General features: G+C 68.5%; 25 protein-coding genes. 13 read left to right on the forward strand and 12 right to left on the reverse strand.

The features are described from left to right. Window positions 1-117: 117 nt before the first annotated feature. The 3 genes from DKG74_RS20895 to DKG74_RS20905 all read right to left on the reverse strand — a co-directional run bounded on the left by DKG74_RS20895 (window position 118) and on the right by DKG74_RS20905 (window position 2,564). Entirely contained in the window at window positions 118-1,293 is a 1,176-nt protein-coding gene (locus DKG74_RS20895) for an EAL domain-containing response regulator (protein ID WP_165837800.1), read from the reverse strand. 169 nt (window positions 1,294-1,462) lie between these two features. Further along, window positions 1,463-2,098: a YiaD family glycine zipper/OmpA-like lipoprotein gene (locus DKG74_RS20900; protein ID WP_109908124.1), complete on the reverse strand. Its 636-nt coding sequence runs from the start codon at window positions 2,096-2,098 to the stop codon at window positions 1,463-1,465. 151 nt (window positions 2,099-2,249) lie between these two features. Next, window positions 2,250-2,564, reverse strand: a complete 315-nt coding sequence (locus DKG74_RS20905; protein WP_109908125.1) for an SCP2 sterol-binding domain-containing protein — start codon at window positions 2,562-2,564, stop codon at window positions 2,250-2,252. A 127-nt stretch (window positions 2,565-2,691) separates the two neighbouring features. On the opposite strand from DKG74_RS20905, the gene DKG74_RS20910 reads away from it, so the two are divergent. From DKG74_RS20910 to ureG, 5 genes are all read left to right on the forward strand, one after another. Beyond that, window positions 2,692-3,087, forward strand: coding sequence for a Zn-ribbon domain-containing OB-fold protein (locus tag DKG74_RS20910; RefSeq protein ID WP_109908126.1), 396 nt, complete (start codon window positions 2,692-2,694; stop codon window positions 3,085-3,087). After that, window positions 3,087-4,241, forward strand: coding sequence for a thiolase (locus tag DKG74_RS20915; protein ID WP_109908127.1), 1,155 nt, complete (start codon window positions 3,087-3,089; stop codon window positions 4,239-4,241). The genes DKG74_RS20910 and DKG74_RS20915 overlap by 1 nt, the downstream gene beginning before the upstream one ends. Before the next feature lie 98 nt (window positions 4,242-4,339). Beyond that, a complete protein-coding gene (locus DKG74_RS20920) occupies window positions 4,340-4,936 on the forward strand; it encodes an urease accessory protein UreE (protein ID WP_109908128.1) in 597 nt (198 codons plus the stop codon). Between the two features lie 19 nt (window positions 4,937-4,955). Next, window positions 4,956-5,606 (forward strand): urease accessory protein UreF, encoded by a 651-nt coding sequence (locus DKG74_RS20925; RefSeq protein ID WP_341475868.1) that lies wholly within the window; start codon window positions 4,956-4,958, stop codon window positions 5,604-5,606. Further along, on the forward strand, window positions 5,603-6,229 hold the full coding sequence (gene ureG / locus DKG74_RS20930) for an urease accessory protein UreG (RefSeq protein ID WP_109908130.1): 627 nt from the start codon (window positions 5,603-5,605) through the stop codon (window positions 6,227-6,229). Before DKG74_RS20925 ends, ureG begins: the two co-directional genes overlap by 4 nt. Window positions 6,230-6,275: 46 nt before the next feature. Here the strand turns inward: ureG and DKG74_RS20935 are convergent, their stop codons facing one another. Then, window positions 6,276-6,965 (reverse strand): TetR/AcrR family transcriptional regulator, encoded by a 690-nt coding sequence (locus DKG74_RS20935; RefSeq protein WP_165837801.1) that lies wholly within the window; start codon window positions 6,963-6,965, stop codon window positions 6,276-6,278. 236 nt (window positions 6,966-7,201) lie between these two features. Here DKG74_RS20935 and DKG74_RS20940 point away from each other — a divergent pair, with 236 nt between their 5' ends. From DKG74_RS20940 to DKG74_RS20950, 3 genes are read left to right on the forward strand one after another with little or no spacing between them, the layout of a single operon-like run. Continuing rightward, complete coding sequence (locus tag DKG74_RS20940) at window positions 7,202-8,077, forward strand: SDR family NAD(P)-dependent oxidoreductase (protein WP_109908132.1); 876 nt, start codon at window positions 7,202-7,204, stop codon at window positions 8,075-8,077. A gap of 40 nt (window positions 8,078-8,117) precedes the next feature. Further along, window positions 8,118-8,936 carry a metal-dependent hydrolase gene (locus DKG74_RS20945; protein WP_165837802.1) on the forward strand — a complete coding sequence of 273 codons (819 nt, stop codon included), beginning with the start codon at window positions 8,118-8,120 and terminating at the stop codon, window positions 8,934-8,936. A 22-nt stretch (window positions 8,937-8,958) separates the two neighbouring features. Continuing rightward, a complete protein-coding gene (locus DKG74_RS20950) occupies window positions 8,959-9,768 on the forward strand; it encodes a metal-dependent hydrolase (protein ID WP_109908134.1) in 810 nt (269 codons plus the stop codon). 109 nt (window positions 9,769-9,877) lie between these two features. On the opposite strand, the gene DKG74_RS20955 is transcribed toward DKG74_RS20950, so the two are convergent. The 7 genes from DKG74_RS20955 to DKG74_RS20985 form a co-directional block, all read right to left on the reverse strand. Next, window positions 9,878-11,299 (reverse strand): FAD/NAD(P)-binding protein, encoded by a 1,422-nt coding sequence (locus tag DKG74_RS20955; RefSeq protein WP_109908135.1) that lies wholly within the window; start codon window positions 11,297-11,299, stop codon window positions 9,878-9,880. After that, window positions 11,296-12,051 (reverse strand): ABC transporter ATP-binding protein, encoded by a 756-nt coding sequence (locus DKG74_RS20960; RefSeq protein WP_109908136.1) that lies wholly within the window; start codon window positions 12,049-12,051, stop codon window positions 11,296-11,298. The genes DKG74_RS20955 and DKG74_RS20960 overlap by 4 nt, the downstream gene beginning before the upstream one ends. A gap of 1 nt (window position 12,052) precedes the next feature. Next, the gene (locus tag DKG74_RS20965) at window positions 12,053-12,874 is read right to left on the reverse strand and encodes an ABC transporter permease (RefSeq protein ID WP_109908137.1); all 822 of its coding nucleotides are present in this window, start codon (window positions 12,872-12,874) and stop codon (window positions 12,053-12,055) included. A gap of 11 nt (window positions 12,875-12,885) precedes the next feature. Beyond that, on the reverse strand, window positions 12,886-13,872 hold the full coding sequence (locus DKG74_RS20970) for an aliphatic sulfonate ABC transporter substrate-binding protein (RefSeq protein ID WP_109908138.1): 987 nt from the start codon (window positions 13,870-13,872) through the stop codon (window positions 12,886-12,888). Window positions 13,873-14,012: 140 nt separating this feature from the next. Beyond that, window positions 14,013-15,209 carry an FMNH2-dependent alkanesulfonate monooxygenase gene (ssuD, locus tag DKG74_RS20975; RefSeq protein WP_109908147.1) on the reverse strand — a complete coding sequence of 399 codons (1,197 nt, stop codon included), beginning with the start codon at window positions 15,207-15,209 and terminating at the stop codon, window positions 14,013-14,015. Between the two features lie 164 nt (window positions 15,210-15,373). Further along, window positions 15,374-16,618: an NAD(P)/FAD-dependent oxidoreductase gene (locus tag DKG74_RS20980; protein ID WP_109908139.1), complete on the reverse strand. Its 1,245-nt coding sequence runs from the start codon at window positions 16,616-16,618 to the stop codon at window positions 15,374-15,376. A gap of 174 nt (window positions 16,619-16,792) precedes the next feature. Next, complete coding sequence (locus DKG74_RS20985; protein ID WP_109908140.1) at window positions 16,793-17,542, reverse strand: M48 family metallopeptidase; 750 nt, start codon at window positions 17,540-17,542, stop codon at window positions 16,793-16,795. A 105-nt stretch (window positions 17,543-17,647) separates the two neighbouring features. Here DKG74_RS20985 and DKG74_RS20990 point away from each other — a divergent pair, with 105 nt between their 5' ends. The 4 genes from DKG74_RS20990 (at window position 17,648) to DKG74_RS21005 (ending at window position 21,148) form a co-directional block, all read left to right on the forward strand. Next, entirely contained in the window at window positions 17,648-18,448 is an 801-nt protein-coding gene (locus DKG74_RS20990; protein ID WP_109908141.1) for an SDR family NAD(P)-dependent oxidoreductase, read from the forward strand. 108 nt (window positions 18,449-18,556) lie between these two features. Then, window positions 18,557-18,988 carry a CBS domain-containing protein gene (locus DKG74_RS20995; protein ID WP_109908142.1) on the forward strand — a complete coding sequence of 144 codons (432 nt, stop codon included), beginning with the start codon at window positions 18,557-18,559 and terminating at the stop codon, window positions 18,986-18,988. Window positions 18,989-19,010: 22 nt separating this feature from the next. Further along, window positions 19,011-20,231 carry a PGAP1-like alpha/beta domain-containing protein gene (locus DKG74_RS21000; protein ID WP_133251674.1) on the forward strand — a complete coding sequence of 407 codons (1,221 nt, stop codon included), beginning with the start codon at window positions 19,011-19,013 and terminating at the stop codon, window positions 20,229-20,231. Further along, window positions 20,216-21,148, forward strand: coding sequence for a hypothetical protein (locus DKG74_RS21005; protein ID WP_133251675.1), 933 nt, complete (start codon window positions 20,216-20,218; stop codon window positions 21,146-21,148). Before DKG74_RS21000 ends, DKG74_RS21005 begins: the two co-directional genes overlap by 16 nt. On the opposite strand, the gene DKG74_RS21010 is transcribed toward DKG74_RS21005, so the two are convergent. After that, window positions 21,141-22,097: a patatin-like phospholipase family protein gene (locus tag DKG74_RS21010; RefSeq protein WP_207779452.1), complete on the reverse strand. Its 957-nt coding sequence runs from the start codon at window positions 22,095-22,097 to the stop codon at window positions 21,141-21,143. The genes DKG74_RS21005 and DKG74_RS21010 overlap by 8 nt on opposite strands. A 105-nt stretch (window positions 22,098-22,202) precedes the next feature. Between DKG74_RS21010 and DKG74_RS21015 the strand changes: the two genes are divergently transcribed. Continuing rightward, complete coding sequence (locus DKG74_RS21015) at window positions 22,203-23,003, forward strand: inositol monophosphatase family protein (RefSeq protein WP_109908146.1); 801 nt, start codon at window positions 22,203-22,205, stop codon at window positions 23,001-23,003. Window positions 23,004-23,352 lie beyond the last annotated feature (349 nt).

The raw sequence follows: 23,352 nt of genomic DNA on the forward strand, positions 1-23,352 counted from the left end.
TATAATCGACCATTCCTTGTCCGACAGATCGAAGCGGGCCATGAGCGAACTCCCTTGTATCAGGAAGTTTGAATCACGGCTCCGCTTCTTTGGGAATCCCGTTTATGGGTACAGAACCTAGGCCGAATGCCGCTGCAGCAGGTCGGCGAAGCGGTCGGCATCGACGGCACCGCCGAAGAGATAGCCCTGACCGCGGTCGCAGCCGATCTCGCGCAGGGCCTCTGCCGTCGCCGCCGTCTCCACGCCTTCGGCGACACAGGCGAGATTGAGATTATGGGCGAGATCGACCATCGCCTTCACGATGATCCTCGCGTCCTGATCGACGGTCATGCGCTTGACGAAGGACTGGTCGATCTTCAGTTCGGAAAAGGGCATGGCGTGAAGCACGGCGAGGGACGAGAAGCCGGTGCCGAAATCGTCGATCGACAGCTCGAAACCCTTGATGCGCAGCCAGGTCAGGGCTCGCAAGGCCTGGGCCGTGTCGGCCATGGCGGTCTGCTCGGTAATCTCGAAACGGATAAGGCTGGGGGCGATCTCCGCCTCGGCGACGATGGCGGCCGCACGCGGGCCGAAGTCCGGATCGGTGGCGATGCTGGCCTCGAGGTTGATCGAGACCGGACAGGGCGCCCGCCCCGCCATGGACCAGCGACGAAGCGCGGCGGCGGTATCGCGCAGCATCCCCTCGGTGAAGGCGTGCCAGAGGTTTTCCGCCGCGATCATGGGCAGCAGGTGCCCGGCCCCGTTGACCGTGCCGTCCGGCCGGACCCATCGCGCCAGGGCTTCACCCGCGATGACGGCGCCGGTGGCGAGATCGACCACGGGCTGGAAATAGGGCCTGATGCTGCCCGACGCGAGAAGGGCGTGGATTTCCGGGACGTCGGCCGGTCGCCGGCCGCCGATGGCACCGACGATGGCGGCCGACAGATCGGCGAGGGGAAACGGCTTGCGGAAGACCGCGGGCAGAATCAGGCCCAGCGCCTCGGCATGGCGGCGCGCGGCGGCGATGACCCGATCGTCGAAGCCGCTGATCAGGAACACCGGGCCCTTGAAGCCCTTGCCGGCCAGGAACTCGGCGGCCTGCAGCCCGTCCTGGGCGCCGAGGTTCAGGTCCATGACGATGGCTGCCGGATCCGACTCCATGCAGCAGCATTCGGCGAGATCGTTGACCGAGGCCAGAGTCGCGACCCGGAAACCGTCCCGCTCGAGCCGCAGGCGAAGCAATTCCGACAGATCGGCGTCGTCGTCGACGACGAGAACCAGATTGTCGGCTGCCTGCTCTTGCGCTGTCGTCATGAAAACGGTCCTGCCGCCGGAATCTCTTGCGCTGAAAATTCTTGCGCCGAAATCTCTTGGGAGTGTCGCTTTCCGACATTCCGGCCGGCCAGCGAACAGGCAGGCACTATAGACTGAAAGTAGTGGCGGGCCGCAACCCATAGCGACCCGCCGTGACCAATTGTTGAGATCAGCCGGTATAGGGACGGATCAGCACTTCGACCCGGCGATTCTGCTGGCGGCCGAAATCGGTGCTGTTGTCGGCGACCGGCTGGGTCTCGCCGAGGCCATAGGCGTTCAGGCGCTGGGCGACGACGCCGCGCGACATGAAGTAGGAGGCGACGGCGGAGGCCCGGCGTTCCGACAGCTGCTGGTTCATCTGGTCCGAACCGACATTGTCGGTATGGCCGACGACGTCGATCAGCGACTGCGGATATTGCTGCAGCACCCCGGCCACCTGATCGAGCGGGCCGTAGAACTGCGGCTGAATCTCGGACGAGCCGGTGCGGAAGGTGACGCCGCCCGGCATGATCAGGCGGATGCTGTCGCCGACGCGCTGCACTTCGACGCCGGTACCGGCCATCTTCTGGCGCAGCTGCTTTTCCTGTTCGTCCATGTAGTAGCCGACGGCGCCACCCGCGAGGGCGCCGATGCCGGCGCCGATCAGGGCACCCTGACCGCGATTGCCGGCGACGGCGGCGCCGATGCCCGCGCCGACCAGGGCGCCGATGCCGGCGCCCGCGCCGGTGTTGGAGATCCGGCCGTCCTCGGCGCAGCCGGCGACGAGGCCGCCCGCCAGGGCAAGAACCAATGCGTGCTTCAACATCCGATGCTTCCTCTCAAGCTGCGTCCACCCCAGCGCCCGGTACAAGGCCATTCTAGGCCCGGCCGGCCGGGGTTGCCAGTGGGGCGGCGTGATCGTTGTCACAACCTGTGAAACCAAGCACAGCAACACCGGCGACGGCCCGGCAGTTCCCCTATTTCCGCCCCAGGATCGGCCGCAGCTTCATGGCGATGGCGGTTTGTCCCTCGACCTTCAGGCGGCCCATCATGAAGGCCGTGGTGCCATCCAGCCGGCCCTCGGTCATGGCCCGGAAATCGGCGAGGCTGATCCTGATCGTGCAATCGGCCGGCAAATCGTCGCCGCTGACGGCGTTCGGTGTCGCTCTGCCGTCGAGATAGACGATACCCGCCCCGTTGAAATCCAGCTTCAGTGTCGCGTTCAGGCCGAAGTCCTCGCCCAGCCGCTGTGCGACCTCGGACCGTATCTCTTCGACGTCGTCATCGCTCATTCCCTGCTCCCCCTGCCTGAGTGACAGGATAACGGCCGTATTCATGGTGGCAATCCTCGGGGCGCTCCGACCTTGTCGAGGCATGAGGCGATGGCTAGGGTGCCCAAAACGAAAACGGGGAGAGTTGATGGTGATCAAGGTTGCGGCATCTGGTCCCGGGCCCGAGCGCCTGTGGCGCGACGCCCTCGCGGCGGGCCGGCTTACCCTGCCCTTCTGCGCGGATTGCGGGCGGGCGCATTTCTTCCCCCGCGTGCTGTGCCCCCAATGCGGCAGCGGCGATATCGCCCTTCGCGACGCCAGCGGCCGGGGCACGGTCCATTCGACGACAGTGCTGCGACGCCGGAAGGAAGAGGGCGGCGACCTGAACATCGCCCTCGTCGATTTCGCCGAGGGCGGCCGCATGATGACCCGCGTCGATGGCATTCCGCCCACCGACGTGCGCATCGGCCAGCCGGTCGTCGCCCGCATCGTGACCGAGGACGGCGCCCCCGTCGTCGTCTTCACCCCGGCGGAGGCACCGTGATGGCAAGCAATCGTCTGCGCGGCAGCGCCGCCATCGTCGGCGCCGGTCAGGCCGGCATCGGCGAGGCGCCGGGCCGCAACCATTTCGAGCTGATCGCCGACGCGACCCGGGCGGCCCTTGCCGATTGCGGCCTGAAGCTGTCGGATATCGACGGCGTCTTTTCCGCGACCATGGTCAACGCCATGCCGGCGGTCTCGGTCGCCGAATATCTCGGTCTGCGGCCAAAGGTGACCGAGGGCACCAACACCGGCGGCGCCTCCTTCCTCGCCCATATGCAATGGGCGGCGCTCGCCCTCGACGCCGGCCTGTGCGAGGTCGCGCTGATCACCTATGGCTCCAATCAGCGCACCGGCTCGGGCAAATTCGTCACGACCAGCGAGACCGTGACCTGGGAGGCCCCCTACAAGCCGCGCTACCCGGTGTCGGCCTATGCCCTCGCCGCGGCCCGTCACATGCATGAATTCGGCACCACCCGCGAACACCTCGCCGAAGTGGCGGTGGCGGCGCGGACCTGGGCCAATCTGAACCCGGAAGCCTTCGCCAGGGGGCCGCTGTCGCTCGACGACGTGCTCTCGGCCCGGATGCTGTCCGATCCCCTGACGGTCAAGGACTGCTGCCTGGTCACCGACGGCGCGGGCGCCATCATCATGACGCGGGCCGACCGGGCCAGGGATTTTCCCAAGGCGCCGGTCTATCTGATGGGGGTCGCGGCCGAGAACTGGCACCGCTGGGTTTCCTCCATGCCGGACCTGACGACGACGTCGGCCAGCCGTTCGGGGCCGCGGGCGATGGCGATGGCGGGGGTTTCCCATGCCGATCTCGACCTCGTCATGCTCTATGATGCCTTCACCATCACGCCGATCCTGTTCCTCGAAGACCTCGGCTTCTGCCCGAAGGGCGAGGGCGGGCGCTTCGTCGCCGACGGCAAGCTGCGCCATGGCGGCGGCTTCGCCCTCAACACCAATGGCGGCGGCCTGTCCTGCGTCCATCCCGGCATGTACGGCCTGTTTCTGCTGATCGAGGCGGTGCGCCAGCTGCGCGGCGAATGCGGGGCGCGCCAGCTCGACGCGCCGAAACTGGCCCTTTGTCATGGCAACGGCGGCCACTGGTCGTCGCAGGTCACGGCGATCCTCGGGCTGGGGGAAACGCTCTGAGTCGGCGCGGGGGCCGGAATTCGAGGATCGCTGATGACGGATCGCCGCTTCGGTCGTAAGAACGAGGGCAGAGTTTCTTCTTCGAGGACCAGTCGACCATGAAGCGCGCTTCCGCCGTCCTGCCCAAGGGCTCCTTCGCCGATGATGCCGTCGTCGGCGAGGTGGTGCTGGATTCCGAGGCCCGGCTCCGGCGCCGGGCGGTACTGTCGGCCGGGCGCCAGCAGTTCCTGCTCGATCTCGCCGAACTCGTGCCGCTGAATGACGGCGACGGTCTGTCTCTCGACGGCGGCGGCGTGATCCGCGTGCTGGCGGCGCCCGAGCACCTGGTGGAAATCACCGCGAAGAACCCGGCCGAGCTGGTGCGCATCGCCTGGCATCTGGGTAACCGCCATCTGCCGACCCAGCTGCTCGCCGACCGCATCCGCATCCGCCCCGATCATGTGATCGAGGACATGCTGGTCGGCCTCGGCGCCGTGGTGGCCAAGGTCGACGCCGCCTTCGATCCCGAGGGCGGCGCCTATGCCGGCGGTCATCACGACCATGACCACGATCACCACGGTCATGACCATGGGCACGATCACGGCCATGGCGCCTGCTGCGGCCACGATCACGGTCATGACCACGACCATGACCACCACGGTCATGACCATGACCATGACCACGTCCACGGACCCGACTGCAAGCATGACCACTGAGGCGGCGCTCTACCGCCTGATGGCCTGGCTGTCGCCGTCCTATCCGGTCGGCGCCTTCAGCCATTCCCACGGTCTCGAATGGGCGGTGGAACAGGGCTGGGTGCGGGATCGCGCCGCCCTCGTCGACTGGCTCGGCCTGCTGCTCGGTCAGGGCAGCGGCTGGAATGACGCGGTCTTGTTCACCCATGCTCACCGGGCCGGGGGCGACGAAGCGAAGCTGAACGCAATCGCCGAACTCGCCGCCGCCAATGCCCCGGCCAAGGAGCGGCAGGTGGAAACCCTGGCGCAGGGCACGGCCTTCCGCCTGATCTCGGAGGCCGCCTGGGGCCATGAGGTGCTGGAGCGACTGCCCGCCAGCGTCGCCTATCCGGTGGTCGTCGGCGCGCTCGCGGCGGCGGAAGGGATCGGGCTCGCCCCGGCGCTGACCGCCTATCTCCACGCCTTCGCGGCCAATCTCGTCTCGGCGGCGCAGCGGCTGGTGCCGCTCGGCCAGACCGACGGCCAGAAGGCCATCGCCGCCCTGATGCCGGCGGTCCAGGATGCGGTCGCCCGGGCCCTCGCCCTCGATCCCGCGGCCGATCCCTTCGATGCCCTGGGCGGCTGCGCCCTCGTCTCCGACATCTGCGCCATGCGCCACGAAACCCAGTATACGAGGCTGTTCCGCTCATGACCCTGCGTAATCCCCATGGTCCGCTTCGTGTCGGTGTCGGCGGGCCGGTCGGCTCGGGCAAGACGGCGCTGATGGACAAGCTGTGCCAGTATTTCCGGGCGCGCTATGACATCGCGGCGATCACCAATGACATCTACACGAAGGAAGACGCCGAATTCCTGACCCGCGCCGGCAGCCTGGAGCCCGAGCGCATCCTCGGGGTCGAGACCGGCGGCTGCCCGCATACGGCGATCCGCGAGGATGCCTCGATCAATCTTGCCGCGGTCGCCGAGATGCGGCGGCGCTTTCCCGATCTCGACCTCGTGCTGATCGAATCGGGCGGTGACAATCTGGCGGCGACCTTCTCGCCCGAACTCGCCGATCTGACGATCTATGTCATCGACGTCTCGGCCGGCGACAAGATCCCGCGCAAGGGCGGGCCGGGCATTACCCGCTCCGACCTCCTCGTCATCAACAAGACCGATCTCGCCCCCCTCGTCGGCGCCGACCTCGGGGTCATGGACCGGGACGCGAAGAAAATGCGGGGGGACAAGCCCTTCGTCTTCGCGAGGGCGTCCAAAGGCGACGGCGTCGCCGACATCGCCGCCTTCATCGAGAGCGCCGGCGGCCTTTCGGCCGCATAGGGAGAAGGCGGCGGCCTTTCGGCCGCGTAAGGAGGAGACCCGCGGTCTATTTCACGAAGAGGGCGATCATGTCCTCGATCGCCAGGGGCGGGACCGTGTCGGGATCGGTGCGCGGCGGGCTGAAGATCGCCGCGTTGAAGGTGCGCAGGGCATAGGCGAGGCCGAAGGCGGCGAGGAACGAGACGACGAAAGCCTCGAAGGAGGTGGCGGCGACGGCGCCCCGGTCGCGCGCCGCCCTGAACACCGGCTCGAGCACGGCGATGCGCTGGCGGATATGGCGCTCCACCAGCCATTCCAGCCGCTCGCCCCCGGCCGAGGCTTCGTTGAAGACGAAGCGGGCGTGTTCCGGCACCGTCAGGCAATAGGTGGCATAGCTCTGCAGCATCGCCCGCATCACCATGCGCGCATCCTCATAGGTGCGCGGGATCATGCCGCCGATCGTTTCCGGAAAATCGGCGAAGACGGTGTCGACCGTCGCCTCCCACAGGGCGCGCTTGGTCTTGAAATGATAGCCGAGGTGGCCCTGCTCGATGCCGGCCGCCGCCGCGATGGCGCGGACCGAGGCGCCGTCATAGCCCTTGGCGGCGAATTCCGGCTTCGCCGCCTCGATGATCCGCGCGCGCAATGCCGCCGACCGCTCGGCCCGGCTGCCGGGCAGGGCGACCGCCGACGGCAGGTCCCCCCGCGCGAGCGAGCGTAACCTCGCCTGAAGATCGTCGAACACCGGACGCGACAAGAGGAATACCCCGGAAAAGTCGATACCTGCCGGCACAATGCGGCAAGGCCATGCCCGGATGCAACCTTTCCCGCCGTCCCGCCCCGGGGCGGATTGGCCCTTCCCCTTTATGTGACGAAGGCTCACGATCCGCCCGGAGATGCGACAGGGTGACGCAATCACTCTGGAAATGGTTTTATTTGTCGATTGACATAAATTTGGTCGAGTGAGAAAACAAACCCACAAGGGAGACGAAAATGGGTCAGGAAATGTTCAAGGGCAAAGTCGCCGTGGTCACGGGTGCCGCTTCGGGGATCGGACAGGCCCTCGCACGGGACTTCGCGCGGCGGGGCTGCACCCTCGCGATTTCCGACATCAACGCGGACCGGCTGGAAACCCTGGCGGGCGAATTGCGCCGGCAGGGCACCAAGGTTCTGACCCAGGCGATGGACGTTTCGGACCGTGGCGCCTTCTTCGCCTTCGCCGACCGGGTGACCGGCGAACTCGGCGGGGCGGACATTGTCGTGAACAATGCCGGCGTCGCCCTTGTCGGCTCGATCGACAGCCTGCCGATCGAACAGATCGAATGGCTGATGGGCATCAATTTCTGGGGTGTCGTCTATGGCACCAAGGCTTTCCTGCCCCACATGCTGGCGAAGAAATCGGGCTCGATCGTCAATATTTCCAGCGTCTTCGGCCTGATCGGCGTGCCCGGTCAGGGGGCTTACTGCGCGGCGAAATTCGCCGTGCGCGGTTTCACCGAAACCCTGCGCCAGGAAGTTCACGGCTCTGGCGTTCACATCGGCTGCGTCCATCCGGGCGGCATCAAGACCAATATCGCCGCCTCGGCCCGGGTGGTCGAGCTGCCGCCGGGCGCCGAATCGGCGGAAGCGATCGCCAAGCGGTTCGAGGAAATCGCCCGCACGACGCCCGAGCAGGCCGCCGCCACCATCATCCGCGGGATCGAGCGCCGCTCGCCCCGCATCCTGATCGGCCCCGATGCCCGGGTCATTTCCGGTCTCGTGCGGCTGTTGCCGGTTGCTTACGCGACGCTGGTGCGCAAGGCCTTCGGCGGCCTCGCCTCCGGCGCCAAGGACAAGAACAGCAAATCCCCAGCCCCCGCCCGGTCCTGAAGCGCGTGTGCGCCGGCCGGCAGCGACGAGGAGAAACATCATGAGCATGGTCGAAATCAAGCCGCGCAACATCAAGTTCGCCCTCGCGGGCGAGGACAAGCGCAACTGGTTCGGCGGCGATCCGGTCGCCACGGCGATGATGGACGGCGCCTCCGTCCTCTTTCCCATCGGCGAGACCTTCTTCATCCAGTCGGTCATCCACTTCCGCGACCGGATCAGCGATCCCAAGCTGCTGGCCGAAATCACCGGCTTCCAGCAGCAGGAAGGCATCCATTCGCGGGAGCATCGCCGCTACAACAAGGCGGTCGAGGCTTTCGGCGGCAATATCGCCGAACTCGAAGCCCGCCTGCAGCACGAGATCGACATCCTCGACCGGACCAATGCCTCGCCCGAGTACCGCCTGGCCCTGACCTGCGCCTTCGAGCATTTCACCGCGATGCTGGCCGAGCATGTGCTGGAACATCCGGAATTCCTCGAAAAGGCGGAGCCGGAATTCGCCCGCATCTGGTGCTGGCACGCCATCGAGGAAGCGGAGCACAAGTCGGTCGCCTTCGACGTCTGGAACCAGGTGAAGCCCCAGGGCCTCAAGGGTTACCTGATGCGCGTGAAGGCGATGATGAAGGCGACCTCGGTCTTCGTCGGCCAGAGCCGCTATAACGCCAAGGCGCTGATGCGGGCGCGCGGTTACGGCAGCCTGCGCCACACCGTGTTCGGCATCCTCTATTTCTCGCTGATCAGCCCGGGCGTTTTGCTGCGCACGCTCCCCGACTATCTGTCCTATTTCAAGCCGGGCTATCACCCCTGGCAGAAGGACACCCGTCACCTGATCGAGAAATACAAGTCGGCCTACGAAGCCTGATCGGATCATAAGGAGAAGAAGGATGGGCAAGCTGGACATCAAACCGCGGAACCTGAAGTTCGCGCTGGCCGGTGACGACAAGCGCAACTGGTTCGCCGGCAACCCGGTGGCGACCGCCATCATGGACGGCTCCTCCATCCTCTTCCCCGTGGGCGAGACCTATTTCATCAACGCCGTGGTCCACTTCCGCGACCAGGTGACCGATCCCAAGCTTCTGGCGGAAATCACCGCCTTCCAGCAGCAGGAAGGCATCCATTCGCGGGAACACCGGCGTTACAATAACGCGATCAAGGCCTTCGGCGGCGACGTCGATGCCCTCGAGCAGCGCCTGCGCGACGAAATCGCCCGCTGGGACGACAGCCCGCTGTTCAAGCTGGCCGTCACCTGCGCCTTCGAGCATTTCACCGCGATCCTCGCCGACGATCTCCTGTCCCATCCCGACTTCATGAAGGGCGCGGACCCCGAATTCTCGCGCATCTGGCACTGGCACGCCATCGAGGAGGCGGAGCACAAGTCCGTCGCCTATGACGTCTGGAACATCGTGAAGCCGAAGGGCCTCGCCGGTTACCGGATGCGGACGCGGGCCATGCGCCTCGCTACCCGGGTCTTCCTCGGTCAGGTGCATTACAATGCGGCCGCGCTTCTGAAGGCGCGGGGCGAGGCCCGGGGCTGGCGCAGCATCGCCTCCGCCCTCTATTTCGGGCTGGTGAAGCCGGGCACCCTGCGCCGCTCGCTCGGCGTCTATCTGTCCTACTACCGTCCGGGCTTCCACCCGTGGCAGCACGACAACCGCAAGGTCATCGAGACCTACAAGGCCGCCTACGAGGCCTGAGCGCAGCATCCGGGCATCGTCATGCCGGCGCAGGCCGGCATCTCGTGACGACAGGGGCGCCTCTCTCGTTCAAAGACCCCGGCCTGCGCCGGGGTGACGAGAGAGATAACTAAAGCGACGCGGTGGCAAGACCGCGCCGCGCCCCGGCTGCGGTCAGCCAGGCGGCGACGCGGACCGCAACCTGTTCGGCCTGGGCCGAGACCTGCGGCAAGCCCATCAATTCCCCGAAGGTCGCGCGGGCCAATGGCCCCGCCACCAGCAAGGTATCGAGCGCGCGGCCATCAAGGGCGATGGCGCGGCTGCTGCGATCCGTCGCGATCCCGAGGCCAAGGCTGTCCGCCTTCACGAGGCCGGCGGCGGCGAGGCTGGCCAGCGCCGGATTGCCGGCGATCACGCTGCCATGCGCGGGACCGGTGGCCAGCACCAGCGCATCGGTCTCGATCGTCTCGTCCCGACCGAAACGGACTCGGATGCCTTCGGGCGAGGGTTCCGCCCCGCGCAGCCGGCCCAACCGGCGGGTGAAGCGGCCTTCGCTCGCCGCATCGGCCACCGCCGCCTCGACCTGCGGTGCCACCCGGTAACGATGAACATCCCAGAACGGCCGCAGGTGGCGCAGCAGGCGGGCGCGCTGGCGCAGAGGCAGCTGGCTCCACAGGTTTTGCGCGTCGCGGCGCACGGCGTCGAGCACGGCCTGCCAGGGTTGCCCGGCCGCCGCCGCCGCCCGCAGCTCGGCCCGGACCCGGCGCAGAAGCTCCAGCGCGGTCCTGGGCGGGGGCTGGTCGAAACGGCCCCAGGGCTCGACCGGCGCGGGCGGGTGACCGCGCGACAGCAGGCCCCGGCGCGACAGGACGGCGATCGGCCCCCGATGCCCTTTCAGGGCGAGGGCGGCGACGATGTCGGCCATGGTCAGGCCGGTGCCGGCGATCACCACCCGGTCATCGGGGCCGATGGCGTCGAGGGCGCCGGGCGCCCAGGGGTCGGGCACATAGCCGGCGACGCCGTCGAGGGTTGAGAGTTCGGCCGGCGGGGCCGGTGGCGGATGGCTGGTGGCCAGCACGACGAGATCGGCCTCGATGCTGCCGCCATCGGCGAGGTGGATGCGATAGCCGCCCGGCGTGGCCGCGACGGTGACGGCGCGCGTGCGGTGGTGCCGGAAGACGATGGCCGGGCGGCGGCGCAACACTTCGGCCAGCGCGGCCCCGGCGTAACGCCCGAAGACCGCGCGGCGCGGAAAGATGCGCCCGTCGGGCAGGGTGGCCGCCGGGTCGTCGGCGACGGCATCATTCGCACGCAGCCAGCGGTCGAAATGGCCTTCGTCGCCGGGATAGATCGACATGCGGGTGGACGGCACATTGATGCGGTGCGCCGGCTCGTCGCTGTCATAGGCGACGCCGCGGCCAAGCCCGGCGCGCGGCTCGACGACATGAAGGGCGAGGGCGCCCGACCAGCGCTCGGCCAGATGCAGGGCGACGCAGGCGCCGGTGAAGCCGCCGCCGACGATGGCGACCGTGGGCCCGGCGGGGCGGCTCATGCTGCTTCTCCCTGTCGGCCGGCCCCGAGCGAGCGGTCGAGCGCGCGGCGCAAATCGTGTTTCACCGTTTCCACCGCGGCATCGTCGCGGTCGCGCGGGCGGGGCAGGGCGATGTCGATCACGGCATCGACCCGTCCCGGCCGGGGCCGCAGCACCACGACCCGGTCGGCCAGCACCGCCGCCTCCTCGATGTCGTGGGTGACCAGGACGAGGGTGGGGCGGTCGCCGGTCCACAGGCGGGCGAGCTGATCCTGAAGCCCGGCCCGGGTCAGGGCGTCGAGGGCGGAAAAGGGTTCGTCCAGCAGGAGGACGCGGGGGCGGGGGGCGAGCGCCCGCGCGATGGCGACGCGCTGGGCCATGCCACCCGAAAGCTCGCGCGGCAGGCGCCCCGCGGCACTCGCGAGGCCGACCCGCTCAAGCTCGGCGGTCACCCGGGCCGCGCGCTCGGAGGCCGGAAGATGGCGGAGGCCAAAGCCGACATTTTCGGCGACGGAAAGCCAGGGGAAGAGCCGGGCCTCCTGAAAGACGACGCCGACGAGGGGATGGGGTTCGGCGACCGGCTCGCCATCCACCAGCACCTGACCCGTGGTCGGCCGGTCCAGCCCGGCGATCAGGCGCAGCAGCGTGCTCTTGCCGCAGCCGGAGCCGCCGACCACGGCCAGGATCTCCCCGGCCTCGACCTGCAGCTCGATGCCGGACAGGGCGCGGGTGCCGTCTTCATAGGTCTTGCCGAGATTGCGGAGGGTCAGCATGTCAATTCCTTCCGCCGAAGGCGTCCTGTCCACGCAAGGTCGGCCGCGCCAGCAGCACGAGGATAGCGTCGGTCGCCTTGCCCAGCAGGGCGAAAATGACGATGGCGCCGAGGATCTGGTCGGGTTTGCCCAATTGCTGGCCATCGACCAGCAGATAGCCGAGCCCTTCCGAGGCGCCCATGATTTCCGCCGCGACGACGAACATCCAGCCAAGGCCGAGGCCGCTGCGCAAGGACAGCACCACGGCGGGCAGGATCGCCGGCAGCAGCACGCGCCGGACGAGGGCGAGGCCCTTCAGCCGGAACACCCGGCCGACCTCGACGATCTTGCGGTCGACCGCGAGGATCGAGCCAGAGACGCCGAGATAGACGGGAAAGACCACGCCGACGGCGATGAGCGCGAGTTTCGACGGCTCGAAAATGCCGAGCCACAGAATGAACAGCGGCACCCAGGCCAGCGACGGGATCGCGCGCAGCGCCTGCAGCGTGGGATCGACCAGGTCGCGGAACAGGCGGGCGTAACCCGCCGCGGCGCCCAGCACGATGCCGACGGCGGCGCCGATGGCGAAACCGAGGCCGACCCGGGCCAGGGTCGCGAGGACATGGGGCAGAAGCTCGCCGGCGACCGCCAGCGACCACAGGCTTTCGATGATTCTCGAAGGCGGGGGCAACAGGCGGCCGCCGGCCCAACCGGCATCGACCGCGACCTGCCAGCCTGCCGCGAGGAGAAGCGGCAGGACCAGACCCAGCAGCGGCCCCCGCAAACGCAGGGCACGACGCGGCGGCGGGGAAGCAGCGGGGAGGTCGAGATCGAGGCTGGTCATGGCGGACCTCGTCAGCGGGCGGCGAGGTTGAAACGCTCGTCGATCAGGCCATCGACCGTTGCCTTCACGTCGACCTCGGGCTTGACCACGCCCGCGGCCTGCAGGGCGAGACCGGCGCCGAGGATGGTTTCCTTCTGGGCGGCGCCGATCCGGCTGCTCGACAGGTCCGTGCGCTCCAGCTGGCGGGCGATCACGGGATCGGGCAGCTTGGCTACGGCGACAAGGGACGCGGCGAGTTCCGCCGGATTGGCGATGGCGTATTGCCGCGCCTTTTCATAGACGCCGAGCACGCGGGAGACGATCTGCGGGTTTTCGCTGGCGAAGGCTTCCGGCGTGTTCAGGACACCATAGGTGTTCCATTCCGGCTTGCGGAAGAACAGCACGGCGCCATCGGCGACTTCCGCCCCGGCCATGATCGGGTCGAGCCCGGCCCAGGCATCGACATCGCCGCGCAGCAGCGCCGCCTTGCCGTCGCCGTGCTGGAGCAGGACGAGCTGGACGTCCGTCTCCTTCAGGCCGGCTTCGGCGAGGGCGCGGATCAGGAAGATATGGGGGTCGGTACCCCGGGTGACGGCGACGCGCCTGCCCTTGAGGTCGGCCGGGGTCTTGATCCCGGTATCGGCGCGGGTAACCAGCGCGGTCCATTCCGGCCGGGAATAGACATAGATGGAGCGCACCGGATTGCCGTTGATGCGCGAGACGAGGGCGGCCGCCCCGGCGGAGGAGCCGAAATGCAGCGAGCCGGCGTTGAGGAATTCCAGTGCCTTGTTGGAGCCGAGGGACTGCACCCAGCGGATGGCGATGCCGTCGGCCTTGAATTCCTCTTCCAGCCAGCCCTTGTCCTTGAGCAGGAGGGAGACCGGATTATAGGTCGCGAAGTCGATGTTGATCGTATCGAGGCCGGCGGCCCGCGCCGGGCGGCGGTGGGCGGCGAGAAGGCCGGCGGCGCCAAGCCCGGCGAGAACGAGGCGGCGGCTGGGCTGAAGGCGGGTGGTCATGGGCTGGCTCCGGGCAAAAGGATGGCGTCGGCGGCCGAAGGCGGCCGCCCTGGTCTTGGCTTTTGTCATGGGCGCCGCCCCGGGGTCGGAGGGGGCGGCGCGGGGTCAGCTACATCGCCGGCGGTGCGGCACGCGCGGCATCACGACTGCGAGGCCCTTGCCTGCGGCCGGATGTCGTTGGCGATGGTCTCGCCAAAGGGGCCGGTGTTCACCTTGCCCTGCGCGACATTGGGTACATCGTGCGCGAGCGGCAGCAGCGGGAACACGAGTTCGGCGAAGCGATAGGCTTCCTCGAGATGCGGATAGCCGGAGAGGACGAAACTGTCGATGCCGACGTCGATATATTCGCGCATCCGTTTGGCCACCGTCTCGGGATCGCCGACCAGGGCCGTGCCGGCGCCGCCGCGCACCAGGCCGACACCGGCCCAGAGATTGGGCGAGACCTCGAGCTTGTCGCGCCGGCCGCCGTGCAGGGCCGACATGCGGCGCTGGCCTTCGGAATCCATGCGGGCGAAGACTTTCTGCGCCGCCGCGATGGTCGCGTCGTCGACATGGGAAATCAGCTTGTCCGCCGCCGCCCAGGCTTCCGCGGCGGTCTCGCGCACGATGACATGCAGGCGGATGCCGAAGCTGACCTTGCGCCCCTCGGCCTCGGCCAGGGCCTTGACCGCCTTCACCTTCTCGGCGACCGCGGCCGGCGGCTCGCCCCAGGTCAGATATTTGTCGATGGTCTCGGCCGCGACCTGATTGGCCTCGGGCGAGGAGCCGCCGAAATAGAGCGGCGGGCCGCCCGCCTGCACCGGCGGGAACAGCAGCTGGGCGCCCTCGACATGAATATGCTTGCCCTCGTAATCCACGGTCTCGCCCGCGAGCAGGCGCTTGTAGACATGGAGGAATTCGCGCGTCACCTCGTAACGCTCGGCGTGGCTCAGGAAAATGCCGTCGCCCTTGTTCTCGACGGGGTCGCCGCCGGTCACGACATTGATCAGCGCGCGCCCGTTCGACAGGCGGTCGAGGGTGGCGGTCATGCGCGCGGCGAGGGTCGGCGGCTGCAGGCCCGGGCGCACGGCGACGAGATAGCGCAGCCGCTCGGTCACCGGCACCATGGCCGAGGCAACCAGCCAGCTGTCCTCGCAGCTCTTGCCCGTGGGGATCAGCACGCCGTAATAGCCGAGCCGGTCCGCCGCCTGGGCGATCTGCTTCAGATAGTCGAGATCGACCGCCCGGCCGCCGATGCCGGTGCCGAGATAGCGGCCGTCGCCATGGGTGGGCAGGAACCAGAAGACATTGGCCTTGCCCGAAGAGGCCTTGCCCGAAGCATTATCCACCGAGGTCATCGCACGCCCCTCCATCGAGGCTTTTACCATTCGCCTTATGGAGTCGACGCTATTTTACAATTTTCACAGTGTCCAGAATTCAGATTACATTTTTAATGTGTTTAATATGGGGGGATCATCCCGGCAGGCGCCGGGATGACGACATCAGTAAGATTGAAGAGCGGTCAGAAGCGGTCGGCGCCGTAAGGCGCCGGGTCGATGAAGGGGGTTTCGCCCGCGATCATCTCGGCGAGGATGCGGCCGGTCACCGGGCCGAGGGTGAGGCCGTGGTGGTTGTGGCCGAAGGCGAACCACAGGCCCTTGTGCCGGGGCGCCGGGCCGATCACCGGCTTCATGTCCGGCAGGCAGGGCCGGCGGCCCATCCAGGGCTCGGGATCGACATGATCGCCGAGGGGGAAGAGTTCCTTGGCGACCGGTTCCGCCCGCTGCAGCTGGATCGGGCTGGGCGGCGCGTCGCGGTCGGCGAATTCGACACCGGTGGTCAGGCGGACGCCCTTGTTCATCGGCGCCAGCAGGAAGCCCTTGTCGACGTCGAGCAGCGTATGGCCCAGCACGGCATTGCCGACCGGGGCATAATGCATGTGATAGCCGCGCTTCACCGCCAGCGGGAAATCATAGCCGAAACCGCCATAGACATCGTTGGCCCAGGGGCCGAGGGCGATCACCGCCTGATCCGCCGTGGCCGGGCCGTCCCGTGTCTCGAAGCGATAGCCGTTGCCTTCCGCCTCCAGCGTGCGGGCATCGCCGATGGCGAAAGTGCCGCCGCGTTTCACGAACAGGTCGGCATAGCCCTTGACCAGCGCGCTCGGGTCACGGACCGAGGCGGGATCGAGCCAGTGCACGCCGCCGACGACGACATCCTTCAGATGCGGCTCCCTCGCCTTCAGGGCGGCGGCGTCGAGAATGTCGAACTTCAGGCCGTGCGGGGCGTAGATTTCCTTCGCCTCGGCAATCGCCTTGGCATGGCTTTCCTCCTTGCGGAAAACCTCGATCCAGCCGACTTCGCGGATCAGATGTTCCATGCCGGCGGCGGCGATCAGCGCCTTGTGCTCCGACAGGCTGTTCTGGATCAGCGGCAGCAGTTCCTTCGAGATCTGCTTCAGGCGCTCGGGCTGGGAGTGATACCAGAAGCGGAACAGCCAGGGCGCGATCTTGGGCGCGAACAGCGGATCGTAATGGGCATCGACATTGTGGTTGAGGGCATAGCGCGCGAGGACGAGAAGATCGCGCGGGAAGGAATAGGGCACCACGCTCGCCCGCTCGATCAGCCCGGCATTGCCATAGGAGGTTTCCTCGCCCGGGGCGCGGCGGTCGAGCAAGGTGACCTTGCGACCCTTGGCCTGCAGGTGCAGGGCCACTGAAACGCCGACGATCCCGGCACCGAGAACCACCACATCCGACTTGAGCATAACCCCATCATCCCCGTGAAAGCCGCACCGTCCCGATCATAGACAGGTTACGGCGGGCCTTGGAAGGCGACCTTCGCACATGCGGCACCGGCGCATGGGGCATGGCCCGGCCGTGGCGCGCGCTTTCGATGGTGCCTCGATCTCGATGGAATGGAAGGGCGAACCGCGGGGACGCTAGTCCTCGCCCTGCCCGTCTTCGGCGCGTTCCGGCGCGCCGTATCGGTGCAGGGCGGCGCCGTTGCGCTTCAGCCAGTGGCGGGCCTCGTCCGCGTCGGGCACCAGCCGGTCGACGAGGGCCCAGAAGCGGGGCGCGTGGCTGAACACCGACAGATGCGCGACCTCGTGGGCGACGACGTAATCGAGCACGAAGGCGGGCGCGAGGATCAGGCGCCAGGAAAACGACAGGTCGCCCCGGGGCGAGCAGCTGCCCCAGCGGCTGGCCGGGTCGCGCAGGGTCAGGCCGCGGATGTCCTTTTCGGTCTGGCGGGCGAAACGCTCGGCCCGGGGTGCGATCTCCGCCCGGGCGCGGCTGCGCAGGAAGTCCGACACCCTTCGGGCGAAATGGGCGGGCTCGCCCGTCACCTGGATCGTGCCATCCTCGATCCAGACCGCGCCGCGCCGCCGCCGCGCGCCGGGCGCCACCGGCGTCAGCTCATGCGCGACGCCGAGCAGGGGCACGCGGGCACCCGGCACGAAATCGACGCGGGGCGGCAGGCTGGCAAGGCGCGCGGCGATCCAGCCGGCATTGCCCCTGGCAAAGCTCAGGCCCTCGCGCTTCGAGACCCGGGTCGGCAGGGTCAGCACCACCACCTCGCGCCGCTGGTCGACGCGCAGCAGCAGGCGTCGCGCCCGCTCGGACGTGCGCATCTCCAGCGGGACCGAAGTCCCCCCGATATCGAGCATGATTTCGCTGACGGCGGCCATGTTCCGTGATCCTGTAGCCGGAAGCGGGCCGGTGCGGACCCGCCCCCATTCTAGTGGCCGCGTGACCGCGACGCCAGCGGCGGGCGGCATGAAGAAGGCCGAGCCATGAGCACGAAACGCCCCCTTGCCCTGATCACCGGCGCCTCCAGCGGGATCGGCGCCGATCTTGCCCGCGAATATGCGGCGGATGGCCACGACCTGATCCTCGTCGCGCGCGGCGAGGCGGCGCTTTCCGCCCTGGCCGGCGAGGTCGCCAAGGCCCATGGCGTGACCGCGACGGTGATCACCGCCGATCTGCTGGACCCGGCGGCGCCCCGCGCCCTGATCGCCGATATCGAGGGCCGGGGCCTCGTCGTCGACGTCCTCGTCAACAATGCCGGCTTCGGCGACGGCTCCTCCTTCGCCAAGGCCAGCCGGGACAAGACCCTTGGCATGATCCAGGTGAACATCACCGCCCTGACCGACCTCATGCACGCCGTCCTGCCGGGCATGGTGGCGCGGGGCAAGGGCAGTATTCTCAACGTCGCCTCGACCGCCGCCTTCCAGCCGGGGCCGAGCATGGCGGTCTATTGCGCGACCAAGGCCTATGTCCTGTCCCTGTCGGAAGCGGTGGCGGAGGAAGTGAAGGGCACGGGCGTCACCGTGACCGCGCTCTGCCCCGGGCCGACGCGGACCAATTTCATGGATGTCGCCGATGTCGCGGGCAATGCCCTGTTCTCGAAGGGACTGGTGCCGGTCATGACCTCGGCCGAGGTGGCGCGCATCGGTCATGCCGCGGCGAAGCGGGGGCAGGTCGTCTCTGTCGCGGGGATTCTGAACCAGATCGGCGCCCTCGCGCCGCGCTTCACGCCCCGCTCCGTCACCCGGAAACTCACCGGCCGGCTGCTCGCGTCCGGCCGGCATTGAGGGTGGGTGAAAAAAAGCGCGAGGTTCCCGGCAGAAGGCTTGCGCAAGGGCCTGACACCCCCCCATCATGAAAGAAAAAACGAGATCGCTCACAGCTGGGGAGGTGACATGACAGTCGAATCGATCCTGAAGCACAAGGGAGGCGACGTCTTTACCGTCGGCCCCGAAGACTCGCTTGAAGCGACCGCCAGCCTGCTGCATTCGCGCAAGATCGGCGCCGTCATCGTGAAGGCGGCGGACGGTGGCGTGGTCGGCGTGCTTTCCGAGCGTGACATCGTGCGCGGCATCGCCCAGGGCGGCGCCACCTGTCTGGCGCGGCCGGTAAAGGATTTCATGACTGGCAAGGTCGTGTCCTGCCGCCTGCACGACACGGTGATCGAAGTGATGGCGCTGATGACCGACCGCCGCATCCGTCACCTGCCGGTGATCGAGGGTGGCAAGCTGGTCGGCATGATTTCCATCGGCGACGTCGTCAAGCGCCGCATCGACGAAGCCCTGATGGAAGCGGATGAACTCCGCCGTTACATCGCCACCGGCTGATCGGGGGTCGCCGCTTCCCATCATGCCTTTGGTTTATCCCTGGTATCGCGACCTTCAGGCCGTGCTCGGCCTTGGCTTCGACGGTGTCGACCGGATGCTGGCCCTCGTCGAGGAAAGTCATGCCGGCATCGCCGAAGCATTGACACCCATCTGGTTCCGGGGGGTGGTGCCGCCGGCTGCCATCGCCCGCAATGCCTATCGCCTGGCCCGCGGCATCAATGGCGCGCTGGGGCAGGGCCTGGGCAAGGGCATGGCGCTGCTGCCGGCGCCCGACGCGCAAGCCGCGGGCAGCCAGGAACTGCCGGGCCGGGCGATGGCCGTCGCCGCGCTGAACGGCGCCATCGGCGATCATCTCGAGGCCCAGGGCAACCCTTTCGCCATTCGCCTGCATTTCCGCCATCGCGGCCGCCTGCTGCGCCCGGGCGCGGCGCCGCTCGCCGCCGATGTCGAGGGCGCGGGCGATCACATCCTGCTGATGATCCATGGCCTGTGCATGGCCGATGTCTTCTGGCACCGCTACGGCCACCACCACGGCCGTTACCTTGCGGCGGAGGCGGGGGTGACCCCGGTCTCCGTCGTCTACAACACCGGACGTCACGTCTCGGCCAATGGCGCCGATCTGTCGGCGGCGATCGAGACCCTGGTGCGCGAATGGCCGGTGCCGGTGCGGCGCCTGTCCGTCCTCGGATACAGCATGGGCGGCCTCGTCGCCCGCGCGGCGATCGAGGCCGGGCGCCGGCAGGGCGCGTCCTGGCTCTCGCTCGGGGCCCATGCGATCTATCTCGGCTCGCCACATCATGGCGCCCCGCTCGAGCGCGGGGCCCATCAGTTGCAGGCCCTGGCCGAACTGAATCCCTTCCTCGCCGCGCTCGGCCGGCTGACGAGGGTGCGCTCGGCCGGGATCACGGACCTGCGCCATGGCAATATCGTCGAGGAAGACTGGCAGGGCCACGACCGATTCCATCATGGCGCGGGACGGCGGCGCCGGCCGCTGCCGCTGCATCCCGCCTTCCGCCACCACGCCATCGCCGGCACCATGGGCCTGCGCCCGGGCGACGCCACCGACCGTCTGCTGGGCGACGGGCTGGTGCCCATCGACAGCGCCTTCGGCCGCCATGCCGACGCGGCCTATGATTTCGGTCTCGGCGCGAAGGACCGCCTGCTGGTGACCGAGACCGGCCACCTCGATCTGCTGTCCTCGATGGCCGTGGCCGATGCCATGGCGAAATGGCTGAAGTCTTGAAAGTCACCCTCGATCTCGATGCCCTGGTCGCCGCCGGCGAGCTGACCGCCGAGGAAGCGGCCCGCCTCGCCCGTCTGGGCGGTCAGGGCACTGCCATGCTGGCCTTCAACATTCTCGTCGGTTTCGGCGTGCTCGCGGTCGCCACCGGCGCGCTCGCCCTGGTGCCGCAGCCGGGCACGGCGGTGGTGATCGGCCTCGCCATCGCGGCGGCCGGGCTCGGCCTTGCCCGGGGCGGCCTCGCCGACTGGGCCCTGCTCGCCCAGCTCTGCATCGTTGTGGGCAGCCTCATCGCCGGGGGTGGGGCGCTGACGGCGGGCGATTTCCACGTCACCGCCTTCCTCGTCGTCGCCGCGGTCTATGCCCTCGGCGCCGGGGTCGCGGGCAACGGGCTGCTCGCCGCCCTCGCGGTGATCGCGGTCTCGGGCGCGGTCGGGGCGCAGGCGGGCTATCTCGGCGACGGCGGCTATGCCCTCGCCGTGCCGGATTCCAGCCTCGCCATCGTGGTCATGGTCGCGCTGGCCGGGTCTCTGGCCGGTCTCGCCCGGCTGTTCGGGGCGGAGGGGGCGCGGCTCCTGCGGGTGGGGGCGGCGACGGCGGTCATCGTCGCCAATTTCGGCTTCTGGGTCGGCTCGCTCTGGGGTGACACCATCGACCTCGGCGGGGCCGAGCCGCTGGTGGTGCCCGAAATCGTCTTCACTCTTCTCTGGGCATTGATCCTTGGCGTCGCCGGGATCTGGGCGGCGCTGGCGGGGGCGCGCTGGGTGCTGAACTGTGCCGCGATCTTCGCCGCCATCCACCTCTATACCCAATGGTTCGAGCGGCTCGAGGCGACGCCGGAATCCGTGCTCGCCGCCGGCATCCTCGCGCTCGTGCTCGCCCTCGGGCTTGCCGCCCTGAACCGCCGCCTCGCTACATGAGGCTGCCCAGCGCCTCGTCGAGATCGGGCCAGGCCCGCTCGACCGCGGCGGCGCCGAGGCCGATCATGTCCTCCGCGCGGTCGAAATCCATGAAGCCGTAGCTGTTCAGGCGGGGCGCGATGGTCACGTCCGGCGGCTCGCCAGCGAGGCGGCTGCGGGTCAGGCGGTCCTGCACGATATCGAAGGCCGAGGCGATCACGGACATGATGCCGGGCGCGTCGCGCCGGGGCGGGGGCTTCACCCTGGCCTTGCCCCGGGGCCGCGGCACCGGCAGCCAGCGCAGGCGGGGCCTGGCCGGATCGGTCGCTTCGGCTTCCGCTTCCGCGGCCTCTATATCCTGCAGGATTTCGTCGGCCTCGGGCGCCGGGCTCTGCACCCGGGCGCGGCCGAAACTGTCGGCGTTCAGATTCACGGCGACGACGATCCGCGCCTCCATCGCCCGGCAGACCGAAATCGGCACCGGATTGACCAGCGCGCCGTCGACCAGCCAGCGCCCCTGCCGCTCCACCGGCGGGAAAATCCCGGGCAGGGCATAGGACGCGCGCACGGCCTCGACCACCGGCCCCTCGCGCAGCCAGATTTCATGGCCCGAGACGAGATCGGTGGCGACGGCGACGAAAGGCCGGGACAGGGCGCCGATCTCGATATCGGCGAGATGCTGCAGCAATTGGTCGGACAGGCGCTGGCCGCCGAACAGACTGCCCCCCGACATGCGCGGGTCGAGATAACGCCAGAACTTGCGTTTGGCGAGGCTGTGGGCCCAGTCCTCCAGCAGGTCCAGCTTGCCGGCGGCATAGGCGGCGCCGACGACGGCGCCGATGGATGTGCCGGCGATCACGTCGGGCCGCACCCCCCGCGCCTCCAGCGCGCGCAGCACGCCGATATGGGCAAAGCCCCGCGCGACGCCGCTGCCGAGGGCAAGGCCGACATGGGGAAGATTGCGTGCCATGATGCGCGTGCCTCGCAGGATCGGAACCTCCATGATTAAGGCGCCATCGCCGACACGGGTTCCAGATCCAAGGACGCGGGGCGGTCATGATCGAGGGTATGTGTCATGCTGGACCGGATCGCCGAACTCATCCGCGACGTCGCCGAGGCGGAATTGCTGCCGCGCTTTCGCCGCCTCGCCGGTCACGAGATCGAGGAGAAGTCGCCGGGGGATATCGTCACCGTCGCCGACCGCGCGGCCGAAGACCGCCTGACCCTCGGGCTGGCGTCGCTGGTCCCCGGCTGCATCGTGATCGGGGAAGAGGCGGCACATGCCGATCCGGCGATTCTCGACCGCCTGGCGGACGAAGGCGTGGTCTTCGTGGTCGATCCCCTCGATGGCACGGCCAATTTCGCCGCCGGCCGGCCGGAATTCGCGGTGATGGTGGCGCAGCTCCAGCGCGGCCGGCCGGTCGCCGCCTGGATATACGATGCCCTCGGCCGCCGCATGGCCATGGCCGAGGCGGGCAGCGGCACCCGACTCGACGGCCTCGAGGTCCGGCTCGGCAAGGCGCCGCCGCTGGCAAAGGCGAAGGGCGCGGCCCAGACCCGCTTCCTCGACCAGCCCTGGCGCGACCGGCTCGATGCGCGGCGCCACGAATTCGTCGATGTCGGCTCCACCCTTTGCGCTGGGCACGACTATCTGCGCCTGCTCGGCGGCGCGGTCGATTTCCTGCTCTATTGGCGCACCCTGCCCTGGGATCACGCGCCGGGCTGCCTGCTGGTGCAGGAGGCCGGGGGCAAATCCGCCCGGCCGGACGGACGTGCCTTTGTTTGCGACCGGGCGAGTCGGGGGATTCTCTCGGCGGGGGACGAGTCGTTGTGGCGTCAGGTGCGGGCCACGCTGCTGCCCCACCTCGGAAACTGACCGGAATCCGCGCCTCTCCGGCCCATTGCCAAAAAAACTTCATTTAAGGCTTGCGCCGGATCGGGCCCGGGCCTACAACCCGCGCCTCGCCGACGGAGACCTGGTGACGGGTTGAAGGCGGCGGGGCTGGCGGAGAAGCCTTTCAGATCCCTCGATGATGGGGCGAAGAAGAAAGGGGTTGACGCTGGTGGGGTGGCTTGGGTAGAAGCCGCGCCTCGCGATGTTCCGGAGGTAACTTCGGGTGTCGCAGTGAAGACCGGTGATCTGGTTCGCGAGAGCTGAGAAAAAGCGGTTGACACAGGGGAGCGGGTTTGAGTATAAGCCGCACCTCGCGACGCCGGGTGGTAAC

The sequence above is a fragment of the Zavarzinia aquatilis genome (assembly GCF_003173035.1).
Classification (GTDB): domain Bacteria; phylum Pseudomonadota; class Alphaproteobacteria; order Zavarziniales; family Zavarziniaceae; genus Zavarzinia; species Zavarzinia aquatilis.